Origin of the sequence: Halopseudomonas nanhaiensis (genome assembly GCF_020025155.1) — a bacterium.
GTDB classification, from domain to species: Bacteria; Pseudomonadota; Gammaproteobacteria; order Pseudomonadales; family Pseudomonadaceae; genus Halopseudomonas; species Halopseudomonas nanhaiensis.
Genome location: NZ_CP073751.1, coordinates 2,791,210 through 2,804,240, shown reverse-complemented (window position 1 = coordinate 2,804,240; position 13,031 = coordinate 2,791,210). Strand labels below are relative to the sequence as shown.

The 13,031-nt window shown below is 63.2% G+C and carries 15 protein-coding genes; 8 read left to right on the top strand and 7 right to left on the bottom strand.

The features are described from left to right. Position 1 precedes the first annotated feature (1 nt). Complete coding sequence (locus KEM63_RS12755; RefSeq protein WP_223652201.1) at positions 2-1,246, top strand: GGDEF domain-containing protein; 1,245 nt, start codon at positions 2-4, stop codon at positions 1,244-1,246. Between the two features lie 39 nt (positions 1,247-1,285). Next, complete coding sequence (gene dinB, locus KEM63_RS12750) at positions 1,286-2,338, top strand: DNA polymerase IV (RefSeq protein ID WP_223652199.1); 1,053 nt, start codon at positions 1,286-1,288, stop codon at positions 2,336-2,338. Here dinB and KEM63_RS12745 read toward each other — a convergent pair. Further along, positions 2,325-2,813, bottom strand: a complete 489-nt coding sequence (locus KEM63_RS12745) for a hypothetical protein (protein ID WP_423747806.1) — start codon at positions 2,811-2,813, stop codon at positions 2,325-2,327. The two genes, dinB and KEM63_RS12745, sit on opposite strands and share 14 nt — an antisense overlap. A 116-nt stretch (positions 2,814-2,929) precedes the next feature. Here KEM63_RS12745 and KEM63_RS12740 point away from each other — a divergent pair, with 116 nt between their 5' ends. Continuing rightward, positions 2,930-3,712: an SDR family oxidoreductase gene (locus KEM63_RS12740; RefSeq protein ID WP_223652197.1), complete on the top strand. Its 783-nt coding sequence runs from the start codon at positions 2,930-2,932 to the stop codon at positions 3,710-3,712. 35 nt (positions 3,713-3,747) lie between these two features. Here KEM63_RS12740 and KEM63_RS12735 read toward each other — a convergent pair whose 3' ends face one another. Together KEM63_RS12735 and KEM63_RS12730 are read right to left on the bottom strand one after the other, a co-directional pair. Continuing rightward, positions 3,748-4,188: a DUF2489 domain-containing protein gene (locus tag KEM63_RS12735; protein ID WP_223652195.1), complete on the bottom strand. Its 441-nt coding sequence runs from the start codon at positions 4,186-4,188 to the stop codon at positions 3,748-3,750. A gap of 4 nt (positions 4,189-4,192) precedes the next feature. After that, positions 4,193-4,672 (bottom strand): LEA/WHy family protein, encoded by a 480-nt coding sequence (locus tag KEM63_RS12730; RefSeq protein WP_223652193.1) that lies wholly within the window; start codon positions 4,670-4,672, stop codon positions 4,193-4,195. Positions 4,673-4,760: 88 nt separating this feature from the next. On the opposite strand from KEM63_RS12730, the gene KEM63_RS12725 reads away from it, so the two are divergent. After that, complete coding sequence (locus KEM63_RS12725; RefSeq protein ID WP_223652191.1) at positions 4,761-5,294, top strand: hypothetical protein; 534 nt, start codon at positions 4,761-4,763, stop codon at positions 5,292-5,294. An 18-nt stretch (positions 5,295-5,312) separates the two neighbouring features. Here KEM63_RS12725 and KEM63_RS12720 read toward each other — a convergent pair whose 3' ends face one another. The 3 genes from KEM63_RS12720 to KEM63_RS12710 all read right to left on the bottom strand — a co-directional run bounded on the left by KEM63_RS12720 (position 5,313) and on the right by KEM63_RS12710 (position 6,738). Then, a complete protein-coding gene (locus KEM63_RS12720; protein ID WP_223652188.1) occupies positions 5,313-5,777 on the bottom strand; it encodes a YchJ family protein in 465 nt (154 codons plus the stop codon). Positions 5,778-5,779: 2 nt separating this feature from the next. After that, positions 5,780-6,265, bottom strand: coding sequence for a DUF6231 family protein (locus tag KEM63_RS12715; RefSeq protein WP_223652187.1), 486 nt, complete (start codon positions 6,263-6,265; stop codon positions 5,780-5,782). A gap of 200 nt (positions 6,266-6,465) precedes the next feature. Further along, positions 6,466-6,738 carry a hypothetical protein gene (locus KEM63_RS12710; RefSeq protein WP_223652184.1) on the bottom strand — a complete coding sequence of 91 codons (273 nt, stop codon included), beginning with the start codon at positions 6,736-6,738 and terminating at the stop codon, positions 6,466-6,468. A 23-nt stretch (positions 6,739-6,761) separates the two neighbouring features. Here KEM63_RS12710 and dinG point away from each other — a divergent pair, with 23 nt between their 5' ends. The 4 genes from dinG (at position 6,762) to KEM63_RS12690 (ending at position 11,767) form a co-directional block, all read left to right on the top strand. After that, positions 6,762-8,894 (top strand): ATP-dependent DNA helicase DinG, encoded by a 2,133-nt coding sequence (gene dinG / locus KEM63_RS12705; RefSeq protein ID WP_223652182.1) that lies wholly within the window; start codon positions 6,762-6,764, stop codon positions 8,892-8,894. A gap of 107 nt (positions 8,895-9,001) precedes the next feature. After that, positions 9,002-10,174 (top strand): serine hydrolase domain-containing protein, encoded by a 1,173-nt coding sequence (locus tag KEM63_RS12700; RefSeq protein ID WP_223652180.1) that lies wholly within the window; start codon positions 9,002-9,004, stop codon positions 10,172-10,174. Between the two features lie 67 nt (positions 10,175-10,241). After that, complete coding sequence (pdxH, locus tag KEM63_RS12695) at positions 10,242-10,883, top strand: pyridoxamine 5'-phosphate oxidase (protein ID WP_223652178.1); 642 nt, start codon at positions 10,242-10,244, stop codon at positions 10,881-10,883. 65 nt (positions 10,884-10,948) lie between these two features. Further along, positions 10,949-11,767 (top strand): SDR family oxidoreductase, encoded by an 819-nt coding sequence (locus KEM63_RS12690; protein ID WP_223652176.1) that lies wholly within the window; start codon positions 10,949-10,951, stop codon positions 11,765-11,767. On the opposite strand, the gene KEM63_RS12685 is transcribed toward KEM63_RS12690, so the two are convergent. Then, on the bottom strand, positions 11,751-13,007 hold the full coding sequence (locus KEM63_RS12685) for a TIGR03862 family flavoprotein (protein WP_223652174.1): 1,257 nt from the start codon (positions 13,005-13,007) through the stop codon (positions 11,751-11,753). The genes KEM63_RS12690 and KEM63_RS12685 overlap by 17 nt on opposite strands. Positions 13,008-13,031 lie beyond the last annotated feature (24 nt).

The following is a 13,031-nucleotide window of genomic DNA, read 5'->3' as shown; positions in this document are numbered from 1 at the left end:
CATGCAACCAATGAGTGAGCTGCAGTCCGGAGCAGCGGTGCCGCAACCAGCGCCGACCAATGAACCGCCCCCGATGGCTTCCTGGCGCATCAGCGGATGGTCGGGCGAGTTCGTTGATCGCCAGATCGAGCAGGAGTACCTGTTCAAGCACCGCGGACTGATTGCCCGGCAGTTGATCACCGCGCTGCTGATCTGGGCCGCGCTTCTACTGCTTTTCGCCATCCCCGACTATCAGGCGCTCGGTCCCGTGCCGATATTCTGGTCGAGCCTGACCGTGCGCGGCGCTACCTGTCTGTTGATCGGGGCACTGGCCATCTTCGTGTACCGTGATCCGATCCGGGCGACCCAGGCGCGGTGGATAACTGCACTGGAGCTCATCGCGGTATTGCTGTTCATGCCGGTTTACCTGCTGCGCCCGGACATTGCGTCATGGATCGTGACGTTGACCATGATCATGCTCATCGCGTTGTTCATATACCTGCCCAATCGCGTCCCGGCTGTGCTTGGGGTGTCACTGTTCATGGCGGCCGCGACAGTGGTGACGCTGGATCAGGTCCGTCCGAAATCCGCTGGGGAAATGGCAGCCGTGTTTCTGCTGTTGCTGGTGCCTATCGGCATTGGCTGGGCTGCGGCGTTGCGTACCCAGGTGCTCCAGCGCAAACAGTATGCAATGTGGCGCCAGGCGCAGCAGGCCAATGAGGCGCTGAGCCGGGAGATGGAGGAGCGCGCGCGGTTGCAGGAGGCTCTGGTCAGGCAGGCGACCACCGATCCGCTGACCGGTCTGAACAATCGCCGTCAGTACGAGGCGTTGTTTACTACGGAGTTGGCCCGTGCTCAGCGCAAGGGTAATGCACTGGCGTTGTGCATCATCGATCTTGATCATTTCAAGCAGGTGAACGACACCTGGGGCCATTCGGCCGGCGACCAGGTGCTGCGCAGCGTCGCACAGCTGTGCAGAGACAACTTTCGAACGATCGATATTCTCGGCCGTCTGGGAGGAGAGGAGTTTGTCGTGCTGCTGCCCGATACCGATCTGGCCACGGCAACCCGAATTGCCGAGCGTTTCATCGAAACCCTCTCAGCCGCGCCGATACCCGTTGGCGGGCAGGCTATTCAGATCACGGCCACAGCAGGTGTGGTGCAACGTCGGGCGGACGAAGCGCAGCTCGAATCTCTGGTCCAGCGCGCCGACAAGGCGTTGTACGAAGGTAAACACGCCGGACGGAATCGGGTTGTAGCGGGGTGATGCGGTACACTGGACGTTCCTCTCGTTCGAGTGCTTCTCGTGCGCAAGATCATTCACGTCGACTGCGACTGTTTTTATGCCGCCATTGAGATGCGCGACGATCCTCGGCTGCGCGGGCGGCCGCTGGCGGTGGGCGGGGACCCGAGCAGGCGCGGCGTTGTCGCAACCTGCAACTATGAGGCAAGGGCCTACGGCGTGCGCTCGGCGATGGCATCCGGCTATGCGAAGAAGCTCTGCCCGGACCTGCTGATCGTGCCGCCGCGCATGGCGGTTTATCGCGAAGTATCCGAAGCGATACAGACGATCTTTTCCGATTACACCCCATTGATTCAGCCGCTGTCGCTCGACGAAGCCTATCTCGACGTGAGCGAGAGTCAGGCGTGTCGCGGCAGTGCCACCCTGATCGCCCAGACGATTCGCCAGCGCGTACGCGAGTCCCAGCAGATCACTGTCTCGGCCGGCGTGGCGCCGAACAAGTTTCTCGCCAAGATCGCCAGTGACTGGAACAAGCCGGACGGCCTGAAGGTGATTCTGCCCGATGAAATCGAAGCCTTCATCGAGAAGCTGCCCGTCGAGCGTCTGCACGGAGTCGGCAAGGTGACTGCCACTCGTTTGAAGAAGCTGGGTATCGATGTATGCGGTGAGTTGCTGCCCTGGCGCAAGCAGGATCTGGTACGGGAGTTCGGCAGCTTCGGTGAGCGGCTCTGGCACCTGGCGCGGGGCATCGATGATCGTCCGGTCATCGTCGAGAGCAAGCGCCAATCGGTCAGTGTGGAGAATACCTACGATCAGGACCTGCCAGATCTCAATGCCTGCCTCGGTGCGTTGCCGGCGCTACTTGAGAAGCTGGCGCAGCGTCTCGGACGACTCGGCGATCAGTATCGGGTCAGCAAGCCGTTCATCAAGCTCAAGTTTTCCGACTTCACCCAGACCACGCTGGAGCAGGCCGGCGCTCCGGTTAGCCCGGAGGGCTACCGAGACCTCTGCAGCCGCGCTTTCGCCCGCGGCGAGCGGCCCGTGCGCCTGATCGGCGTGGGAGTACGGCTGGACAACGCTCACAGCCCGCTGGGTGAGCAGCTCACGTTGTTCTGACAGCTGCCTTTCTTACGCAGGCCGGGCACAGGTGGTTCTCATCGCGCGGCTGCCAGCCGAGCTTGCCGATGCGATCAACGGCCCTTTCCGTGCGCGCTGCAAGGTCATCACTTTCCGCGGCGAGAAACTCGAAAGCCTGATCACGCCCGCATTCGTCGCAACGGATCGACCAGCCAAGCACAACCTGTCCGCGCAGGTCCGGACCCTGGGCCGTCACCGTCCATTGGCCGGGCGGGTTGATCAGGTAGCGCACCTTGTCAACGCGCAGTGGCAGTGGCAGATCACGACTGCCCTTAACCGTGCAGATGAGCCGATCGCCCGGCTGTATGCCACCGCCGCGGCCGGTGACCTGATACAACCCGGCACCGAGAGTGCGGCATTCGATCAGCGTGTGGGAGGGGTTCAGGGCGTTACGTCGGAAGTCGTGTTCGGCCATCGGCAGGTGTCCGGCTGGGTTGGAAGCGGGGGCGCGCATGATAACACTGGCGCGTGCAGCGTCATCACTGATGTCACTGATAGTCGGGTCAATTGGCTGTGAGAAGCTATGCTTGCCGGGTCATTGTCACAGCCACATTACCTAGAGGACACATCATGAGCGTCAAACAACTATTCGATCTGACCGGCAAGGTTGCACTGATCACCGGTGGTACCAAGGGCCTGGGCCTGCAGATGGCCGAAGCCTTCGGTGAAATGGGCGCCAAGGTATTCATCAGTGCGCGCAACGCAGCCGAGGTCGATGAAGTGGTTGCCCAGCTGGGTCAGCAGGGAATCGAGGCTGGCGGGATTGCCTGCGACCTGGGCAAGCCGGAGAGCAACCCGGTGAAGACGCTGGTCGATGCGGTCGAAGCGAAGTTCGGCACGATCGACATTCTTGTCAACAACGCCGGTACCACCTGGGGCCAGCCTGCGGCCGAACACAGCTACGAAGGCTGGAACAAGGTCATGTACCTGAACGTCGATGCCTGCTTCCTGATGGCCCAGGAAGTCGCCCGTCGCTTCATGATTCCGCGCCAGACCGGCAAGATCATCAACATCGCGTCAATCGCGGGTCTCAAGGGCAACCGTCCGAATACCGGGATCTACACGGTCGCCTACAACACCAGCAAGGCCGCGGCTATCAACCTGACCCGCGCGCTGGCCGGCGAGTGGGGTCCCTACAACATCAACGTCAATGCGATCTGCCCGGGGTACTTCCCGACCAAACTGTCGAAGGGCCTGGAAAAGGTCAGCGAGCACATCAAGCAGGGCACTCCGCTCGGACGGGTAGGCGGCGAGGAAGACATCAAGGGTCTGGCGGTGTTCTTTGCATCCGAAGCGTCGCGCCATGTCACCGGTCAGGCCGTCGCGGTCGATGGTGGCAATTCGGTGGTGTGATCAGCCAATGACCGGGCCGACTGCGGCCCGGCCATTCAGGTCAGGCCGTTGCCGAGCTGCTCGGCGGCCTGCCTGGCTCGGGTCCCGTGTTCGGCCTCGAGCTGTTCCATGCGCTGACGGTAAAGGTTGCGCTCGCTTTTCGGCAGGTCCTTCCACCCCTGATGGGTCGGGATGTCGGCTGTTGCGTCGTACAGCAGGGTGAATACTTCGGTATCGATACCGCTGCGCAGCGTGCCCTGATAGTTGTCCAGCAGCACCTTGATGCGGATCGAACCTTCGATCAACGGCAACTGTCCGGTCATCAGGCTTTGCGCCAGGAAACGAATATCTTCTGCCAGCCGTTCATCACGCTCGCGGCCGATCCGTTCAAGCTCCTGCCGCTGACGCCACACGCGCCGCCACAACACCCAGGCGTAGGTCGCCAGCGCGACAATCAGTACAAGCCCGGCGATCGCCAGCCAGTCGAAAATATTCATCGCGTCAGAACCGCATCGCAGAAGGGTCGAGACTGCCTTCTTCCTTCAGGTTGATTTTCGGCGAGAGGAAGAATCCGGTGCGGATATGCCCCTCGAGTCGGTAATCGATCGCCTGCTGCCGGTCGACCATCTTTGCCAGATCGCTCAGGTGGCGCCATAGGTTGGACCGCACATTCAGATCGAAATACTGCGAGCCGTAGGCGGGCACGTCGAAGGTCGAATCGCTGACGCCGGTGGCCAGTCTGGTGTCGTTCAGATAGACCACGTAATGCATGCCGCGGATCGGCAGCACGCGATCATTGGGATTGTCGACGCGCAGGCGGAGCTGGAAGGATTGTTCCCAGAGGTTCGACTTGAGCATCTCCACGTTCGCCAGGGCAATATCAGGCTTGGTATACGAGCGCCCCAGACCCAGCGCGGCGCATCCGCTCAGCGACGAGGCGCCAAGCAGCAGTATCCAGATGGCCATCTGACGAGCGAACATGAGCCCCTCCGTATCCCGGCCGCGGAGCAGTTGTGCAGCGGCCTGTGCCTGTCCATACTAACCGCAATTGCTGCCAGGGAGTGACAACATGCCACTTTTCGAAATTGTTTTTCAGGGACAGGTGAAGGATGGCATCGCGCCGGCGCAGGCGCGGGCACGGCTCGGTCAGTTGTTCCAGGCCGGAGACCAGCAGCTCGACACGCTGTTTTCGGGTCGTCGCATCGTCATCAAGCAGGGGCTGGATGCCGCCGGTGCCGAGCGCTACCGTCAGGCTATCGAGCGCGCCGGCGCGGTGTGCAGCGTCGAGCCGATGGTCGAGGCAATGGCCAGCGCCGAAGCCGAGCCGGAGCAGCCGGTCGCGCCTGCGCAGCAAGCGCCACGTGCAGCCAGTTCCATCATGCCACGTGACGAATACATGGCAGCATTCGCCAACGTCGAGGCGCCCGACTTCGGAATCGCCGAACTGGGAGCCGACCTGCAGGATGAGTACACCGATCACACGCCTCTGCCCCTGGACCTTTCCGCGCTGAGCCTGGCGCCCCCCGGTGCCGACCTGGACCAGCTCAAGCAGGACCGCCCGCCGGTGAACCCGAATATCGACCACCTGAAACTGGTGGACTGACAACCGGTCGGCCGAAGGTCAGAGCATGCAACACTGCTTGAACTTGCGACCTGAGCCGCAGGGACACGGCTCGTTGCGGCCGGCCCGCACCGACCGACCCGGCTCCACGAAGTACCATCGCTCGCGCCTGCGGACGAAGTCCGAACATTCCCGATGGCTGTGCTGCCTCCCGTCCGGGTCCGCCCAGTGCGCGACGAATGTGACCTGGGCGCGGTCCCCCGACGCTGGCTCGGCCCGCTCAACGTCCAGCCCGAGCCAGCTGCTTTCGCGGCTCCACTGGGCTATTGCGGCGCGGTCGAGGCCCTCTTGTTGCGCGGGAAGCGTTGTGTTCACCAGGTAATCGATGAGCCCCAACGTATAGGCGCAGTAGCGCGAACGCATCAGCCGCTCCGGGCTGGGCGCGGCTTCGCCCGCATGCAGAGGTTGGCAGCAGCGACCGTACACCAACCCCGATCCGCACGGACATTGGTCCGCCTTGCCCATGACTACCACCAGTACTTGCCGAACATTTCGGGGTTGGCCCAATACTTCGAATTGAGCCAGTCAGGCACCTGCTTGTACTCGGCCAGATCGTACGTATACAGCGTCAGCAAGCGGTCGCCCTGCGCAAAGCGGGCAGTGCGCTGCAGCGCCAGGGCAAAGAAGTCCGTGTCCTGCCAGTCACTGGTGAGGCTATGGTCGATCAGCACGGCCATGCGGCTGACCGACAGATTGCGCAGGCCGGCCAGCAGCTCGGTGCCGGCGCGCTTGTCGAGACGCTCCAGTTCGTTGGCGACTATGGCCAGGTCGTAGCGCTGGTTGGCCAGTTCTGGAGGCAAGGGCACGTCTGCGGTATTGATGCAGTCGCACCCGGTGGTCTGCTCGCAATAGGCCATGGCCGCAGGCACCGGCGCGGTGCTGATGCACAGCAGGCGCCTGGGCTGATACTTGTCGAGGATGCCCAGCAGGGCGGAGGTGGGGCTGGCAGTCATGGCGTCAGGCTCCTGGCGGAATCGGACAAGGTAGAGCTACAAGCAGCAAGCTGCAAGCTGCACGCGAGGACGGATGTTCGAGCTTGAGCGCCGAAGGCCAAAGGCCAAAGGCCAAAGGCCAAAGGCTAAAGGCTAAAGGCTAAAGGCTAAAGGCTAAAGGCTAAAGGCTAAAGGCTGGAAGGAAGGAAGAGATTAAAGGATCAGCGCAAATAGTACTTGACACCCTTAATGCCAAAATCAACATTGTCCAGCCTCCAGCCTCCAGCCTCCAGCCTCCAGCCTCCAGCCTCCAGCCTCCAGCCTCCAGCCTCCAGCCTCCAGCCTCCAGCCTCCAGCCTCCAGCCTCCAGCCTCCAGCCTCCAGCCTCCAGCCTCCAGCCTCCAGCCTCCAGCCTCGTCGCTTGCCGCTTGCCGAGTGATGCTCGCAGCGTCCGGCTCGCCGCTTACCGCCTGCGGGTCGCTTTGGCGTATCATGGCAGCTGTTTCCCGGAGCCTGCATGCTGAACGATGATCTCAAGGGCCAGATCCAGACGGCCTATCGTACTTTCCTCGAAAACAAGTCTCTCAAGCCTCGTTACGGGCAGCGTGTGATGATCGCCGAAGTGGCCAAGGTGTTCGGCGGAGTCGAGCTCGACGATGAAGGCCGCCGCAGCGGCGAACCGGCAGTGGCGGTGATCGAGGCCGGTACCGGCACCGGCAAGACGGTGGCCTATTGTCTGGCAGCGATTCCGATCGCCAAGCATCTGGGCAAGCCGTTGGTCATTTCTACTGCCACGGTCGCGCTGCAGGAGCAGATCGTGCTCAAGGATCTGCCCGATATTCAACGCAATGCTGGCCTGGATTTCCATTTTTCGCTGGCCAAGGGTCGTGGACGCTACGTCTGCCTGTCCAAGCTCGATCAGCTGTTCTCCGACAATCAGGCGCTCTCCAGCCAGCAGCAGGGATTTGCCGAGGAAGGCTTCCGCATCGACATCGACGAGGCCGGGCTCAAGCTCTATACGCGGATGGTGGAAGCGCTGGGCAGCAAGAAATGGGACGGTGAGCGCGATTCGTGGCCCGAGGCGCTGGACGATCAGGACTGGTCGCGCCTGACGACCGATCATATCCAGTGCAGCAACCGGCGCTGCGGCCACTTCAATCAATGCGTCTTCTACAAGGCGCGGGAAAGTGTGCAGAAGGTCGACGTCATCGTTACCAACCATGATCTGGTGCTGTCCGACCTCGCCCTGGGCGGTGGGGCGATCCTTCCGGATCCGCGTGACTGTCTGTATATCTTCGATGAAGGGCACCATCTGCCGGACAAGGCCATTTCGCATTTCGCCCATCACACACGCATGACCGCGACGGCCGACTGGCTCGATCAACTGGACAAGAATCTCACCAAGCTGCTGGCGCAGCATCCGCTGCCGGGCGACTTCGGTCGGTTGCTCGAGCAGGTACCGGTGCAGGCGCGTGATCTAAAGCCGCATCAGCAGTTCATGACCCAGGCGCTGGGTGAGGTGGCCGACTTTGCCAGCACTGAAGATCTGAGTGGTCACGTGCGACCCCAGTATCGTTTCGAGCACGGCGTTGTGCCGGAGCATCTGCGCGACATGGGTACCGAGCTGAAGGCCGGATTCGGGCGCATTACCGACTCGCTGCAGCGCCTGGTCGACATGCTCAAGGAGGCCATGGACGGCGAGTCGGTCGGAGTGCATCAGACCCAGGCCGAGGAATGGTATCCGCTGTTTGGCGCGCTGCTGGCGCGGTCCGAAGGCAACTGGACACTGTGGACGCAGTTCTGCCTGGTCGATGCCGAGGACAAGCCGCCCACCGCGCGCTGGCTGACGCTGACCGAGGCCAATGATCTGGAAGTGCACGTCAGCCCGATCCTGGCCGCGGACACGCTGCGTCAGTCGCTGTGGTACAGCGCCTTCGCCTGCCTGGTGACGTCGGCGACGCTGACCGCCCTGGGTCGCTTCGACCGCTTCAGTCAGCGCGCGGGGCTGCCCCGCAGTGCTGTCTGTGCGATGGCGCCAAGCCCGTTCAGGCACGGTGAAAACGGGGTGCTGCGTATTCCCAACCTGGGCGCGGATCCGCGGGACAATGCCGGACACAGCGCGGCGATTATCGAACGCCTGCCCGATATGCTTGAAGGCGTCCCCGGCAGTCTGGTCCTGTTTTCCTCCCGGCGTCAGATGCTCGAGGTTTTCGCCGGGCTGCCGGCCGCGTTCCGCGAACGGCTTCTGGTCCAGGGTGATCTCTCCAAGCAGGAGCTGATACGTCAGCATCGCGCGCGCGTGGACAAGGGCGAGCCCAGCGTCATCTTCGGCCTGGCCAGCTTCGCGGAGGGCGTCGACCTGCCAGGGCGCTATTGCGAGCACGTGGTGATCGCCAAGATTCCCTTCGCTGTGCCGGACGACCCGGTGGAGGTGGCGCTGGCCGAATGGATCGAGCGCAACGGCGGTAATCCGTTCATGGAAATCGCCGTGCCCGACGCCTCGCTGCGTCTGATCCAGGCTTGCGGACGCCTGCTGCGTAGCGAGCAGGATTCCGGGGTGATCACATTGCTCGACCGGCGCCTGGTGACCCAGCGCTACGGCAAGGCCATTCTTGATTCGCTGCCGCCGTTCCGTCGCGAAATCGAGTAGCCCTCTTTTGCGGCTATGTCAGCTGATACCTGCCGCTTATCCGAGCTGAAAACACGCGTCCAGCAGGCTTTAATAGTGGCAGAACAACAACCGATACGGACCAATACATGACCACCATCCAAGGCTATTTCGATCCTCGCTTCGAAGCGGTGCGCGAGCTTTTCGCCGAACAACAGAGCGATGAACAGGCTCGCGGTGCGGCCTTATGCGTGACGATTGGCGGCGAAACCGTGCTCGATCTGTGGCAGGGGGTGATGGACAAGGACAACCAGCGTGTATGGGAGCAGGACACCCTGGTCAACGTATTTTCCTGCACCAAACCGCTGGGTGCAGTCGCGCTGCTGCAACAGGTCGAGGCCGGGCGTATCGAACTGGATGCGCCGCTGGCCACCGTTTGGCCCGAGTTCGTCCGGGCCGGCAAGGAGTCGGTCACCCTGCGCCATGCGCTCAGCCACCGTTCCGGACTGTCGGCGATCGCCGACCCGCTCCCGCCTGAGGCGCTGTTTGATTGGGATGCCATGGCTGCGGCCCTTGCCGCGCAGGCCCCCTGGTGGACACCTGGGGAAGCACACGGTTACGCACCGGTCACCTACGCCTGGCTGCTCGGCGAACCGCTGGCGCGGCTCAGCGGCCAACGCCCTGGCGCGTATATCAACCGGGAGGTCTGTCAGCGGCTGGGCATGGATTTCTACGTCGGCGTGCCGGACGGCGAGCTGGACCGCATCGCGTCGCTCTCAAGATTGCGCAACCAGTATGGTGATGAGTACGCGCGAGCCCTGTTCGCCGCGATGGGCCGTCCTGACCAGCTCAGCTTCAAGGCCTTCGGCAATCCGTCCAGCATGATGACCAGCAGCAATCGACGCGAGTGGCAGCAGGCTGAGATATTCTCGGCCAACGGGACCGGGAATGCCCGTTCGCTGGCTCGTTTCTGGCAGGTATTGGCGCATGGCGGCAGTCTGGATGGGGTGCACCTGCTTGACGCCCATCTGGTCGACCTGATGCAACGTGAACACAGCCAAGGCATGGACAAGACGCTGCACGCACCGACGCGCTTCGGGCTGGGCGTCATGCTTGAGCAGAATTACGAAGGCGGCGGCTTCGGCATGGGCGAACGCGCCTTCGGCCATCCCGGCGCTGGCGGCTCGCTGGGCTTCTGTGACCCGGACGCCCGCGTCGGCTTTGGCTACGTCACCAATACCATGGGGCCCTACGTGCTAATGGATCCGCGCGCGCTGGCGCTGAGTCGGGCCATTTACAGGGTTCTGCGTCAGCTCGATTGATTGCCCCGGATCAACAGCTTCGTGGCCGATGGGTGCTAGCATTGACTCAACGTACAAGGAGCTCCCGATGAATTCGAACATTGCCGATCTGCGACGCGACTATACCCGGGACGGGCTGCTGGAAAGCCAGGCGCCGGATGAACCCATGTCGCTTTTCGCGACCTGGTTCCAGCAGGCCGTGGAAATCGAAACCACCGAACCCAATGCAATGATGCTGGCCACGGTCGACGGGGCGGGGCAGCCGCATCTGCGGACGCTGTTGCTCAAGGGGGTCGATCCGCGCGGCTTCATTTTCTTTACCAACTACGATAGCGAAAAGGGCCGGCAGCTGGCCTTGCAGCCACGCGCGGCGATGACCTTCTGGTGGCACGACCTGGAGCGTCAGGTTCGTATCGAAGGGCAGGTTGAACGCATCAGCGCTGACGAGTCCGATGCCTATTACCACAGCCGCCCTGTGGGGAGCCGCCTCGGTGCCTGGGCGTCGCCGCAGAGTCAGGTCATCGCTGGGCGTGAGGTATTGGAAGACGACCTTCGCGCCCTGCAGCAGCGTTACGCCGACAATCCCCCGCCGCGTCCGGAGCATTGGGGCGGATATCGCCTGGTTCCGGAACTGATCGAGTTCTGGCAGGGACGCTCCAGCCGACTGCATGACCGGTTGTGCTACCGGCTGGAGAACGGATTGTGGAGCCGGAAGCGGCTCGCTCCCTGAACAGCGGGTTGCGCGACATGGAGATATTGACCACTCTTTGCTGATAACGGGAAGCGGAGAGCGCCATGGCCGTCGGCATGTTCCAGCACAAGGTTGTCGTAATCAGTGGCGGTTGCGCCGGGATCGGCAGGGCATTGGCAGTGCGTTTCGCTCAGGCGGGCGCGCGCCTGGCCATCCTCGACATACAGGATGACGCGCTGGTTGCGTTGCGCCAGCAGCTGCAGGATCGAACCGGAGCAGAGGTCCTCGCCCTGCACTGCGACGTTTCTGATGAGCAGGCCTGCAACGAGGCGATCTGCCGGGTGATCGAGCACATGGGCGGAGTCGATGTACTGATCAATAATGCCGGTATCACTCACCGCAGCGCCTTCGCCGACACCGAGACTGCCATATTCCAGCGCATCATGGCGGTCAACTATTTCGGCGCGCTGTATCTGACGCGTTACGCCCTGGGTAGCCTTATCGAACGGCAGGGGCAGATCATCGTGCTGAGCTCGCTGTCCGGCTTCGCGCCGCTGCCCAATCGCAGCGCTTACACCGCCAGCAAACATGCCCTCCACGGTCTGTTCGAAGCCTTGCGGCTGGAAGTGAAGGAGCAGGGCGTGAATGTCATGCTGGTGGCGCCGGGTTTTACCGCCACCGACATTCGCAAGAACGCCCTGGTCGGTGACGGTTCAATCAGTCCGCAGACGCTCAACCCCGCGTTGAAGGTAGCCTCGCCAGCGGATGTCGCCGAAGCGATTTTCCGCGGCGCGACACGGCGCAGGCGTCTACTCGTGGTATCCAACGTGGACTGGCGCGCGCGCATGCTGGCCCGTCTGTTCCCTCAACTCTTCGAGCGCTGGATGGTGCCGAGGCTGAGTGGGATCAGGTCGACCCGTTGAACGCTTGCAGATAGCGCAGCGCGCCCTGGCCAGCGATACGTCCGCTGGCGAAGCAGGCCGTCAGCAGATAGCCCCCGGTGGGGGCTTCCCAGTCGAGCATCTCGCCGGCGCAGAAGACGCCTGGGGAGCCCCGGAGCATCAACGTTTCGTCCAGTGCCTCGCGCATCACCCCTCCCGCGCTGCTGATGGCTTCGTCGAGGGGTCGCGTGGCGTGCAGTTCGACGGTCAAGGCCTTGATCGCCTGCGCCAGATGCTGTGGATCGACCAGCGTCTCACGCGCGGCGCATTCGTGGAGCAGGCTGATCTTCACCGGATCGAGACCGGCGCGCTTGCGCAGTACCGATGCCAGTGACTGGCCGTTGCGCGGTGTGGCGAGTGCCTTCGTCAATTGCTCCAGCGAGCGATCCGGGGCCAAGTCCAGCGTCAGTCGTGCAATGCCGTCCGTGTCCAATGCACTGCGCAGTTCAGCTGACAGGGCGTAGATCAGACTGCCCTCGAGCCCGTCGGCGGTCACGATGCATTCGCCACGGCGCGCAATGCGCGTTCCGTCGGCGGCGAGCGTGGAGGCAATGACCTGCTTCAGCGGCTGGCCGGCGAAGCGCTCGGACAGCCTTGCACTCCATCGAGCAACGAAGCCGCAATTGGCCGGCCGCAGCGCCCGCACCGCTATGCCGCTGCTTGCCAACCAGGGCACCCAGGCGCCGTCCGATCCCAGGCGGGCCCAGCTGCCGCCGCCCAGCGCGAGGACGGTCACCTGCGGGCGGACCGCAACCTCGCCGGCGGGCGTGACGAAGGTCAGCTCGCCGGCTTCGTTCCAGCCGGCCCAGCGATGCCGTGTATGAAAACGCACGCCGCTGGCGCGCAGCCGTGTAAGCCAGGCACGCAGCAGCGGCGCCGCCTTCATGTCGGTCGGAAACACCCGTCCGGAGGAGCCGACGAAGGTGTCGACACCCAGCCCGTGAATCCACTGACGCAGTGCGTTGGCGTCCCAATCGGCCAGCCAGTTGCCGACCCAGGGAGCCGCTTCGCGGTAACGCGCGATGAAGGCCGGCGGGTCTTCGGAATGGGTTATGTTCATGCCGCCGACTCCGGCCAGCAGAAACTTGCGGGCAACCGAGGGCATCGCATCGAACACCTCGACCCGGACGTCACCGGCCGCCAGCACGTCCGCAGCCATCAATCCGGCTGGACCTGCACCGATGACGGCGGCGTACGGTGCGGGCGGTGCAGAACAAACCATGCGGGCATCCTGAAGGGGCGGGCG

Excerpts from the sequence above, each read along its gene's own strand:
- KEM63_RS12755 (WP_223652201.1), top strand. The coding sequence starts at position 2 with ATGCAACCAATGAGTGAGCTGCAGTCCGGAGCAGCGGTGCCGCAACCA.
- KEM63_RS12745 (WP_423747806.1), bottom strand. The coding sequence starts at position 2,813 with ATGCGCGCCCCCGCTTCCAACCCAGCCGGACACCTGCCGATGGCCGAA.
- KEM63_RS12740 (WP_223652197.1), top strand. The coding sequence starts at position 2,930 with ATGAGCGTCAAACAACTATTCGATCTGACCGGCAAGGTTGCACTGATC.
- KEM63_RS12735 (WP_223652195.1), bottom strand. The coding sequence starts at position 4,188 with ATGAATATTTTCGACTGGCTGGCGATCGCCGGGCTTGTACTGATTGTC.
- KEM63_RS12730 (WP_223652193.1), bottom strand. The coding sequence starts at position 4,672 with ATGTTCGCTCGTCAGATGGCCATCTGGATACTGCTGCTTGGCGCCTCG.
- KEM63_RS12725 (WP_223652191.1), top strand. The coding sequence starts at position 4,761 with ATGCCACTTTTCGAAATTGTTTTTCAGGGACAGGTGAAGGATGGCATC.
- KEM63_RS12720 (WP_223652188.1), bottom strand. The coding sequence starts at position 5,777 with ATGGGCAAGGCGGACCAATGTCCGTGCGGATCGGGGTTGGTGTACGGT.
- KEM63_RS12715 (WP_223652187.1), bottom strand. The coding sequence starts at position 6,265 with ATGACTGCCAGCCCCACCTCCGCCCTGCTGGGCATCCTCGACAAGTAT.
- KEM63_RS12710 (WP_223652184.1), bottom strand. The coding sequence starts at position 6,738 with ATGATACGCCAAAGCGACCCGCAGGCGGTAAGCGGCGAGCCGGACGCT.
- dinG (WP_223652182.1), top strand. The coding sequence starts at position 6,762 with ATGCTGAACGATGATCTCAAGGGCCAGATCCAGACGGCCTATCGTACT.
- KEM63_RS12700 (WP_223652180.1), top strand. The coding sequence starts at position 9,002 with ATGACCACCATCCAAGGCTATTTCGATCCTCGCTTCGAAGCGGTGCGC.
- pdxH (WP_223652178.1), top strand. The coding sequence starts at position 10,242 with ATGAATTCGAACATTGCCGATCTGCGACGCGACTATACCCGGGACGGG.
- KEM63_RS12690 (WP_223652176.1), top strand. The coding sequence starts at position 10,949 with ATGGCCGTCGGCATGTTCCAGCACAAGGTTGTCGTAATCAGTGGCGGT.
- KEM63_RS12685 (WP_223652174.1), bottom strand. The coding sequence starts at position 13,007 with ATGGTTTGTTCTGCACCGCCCGCACCGTACGCCGCCGTCATCGGTGCA.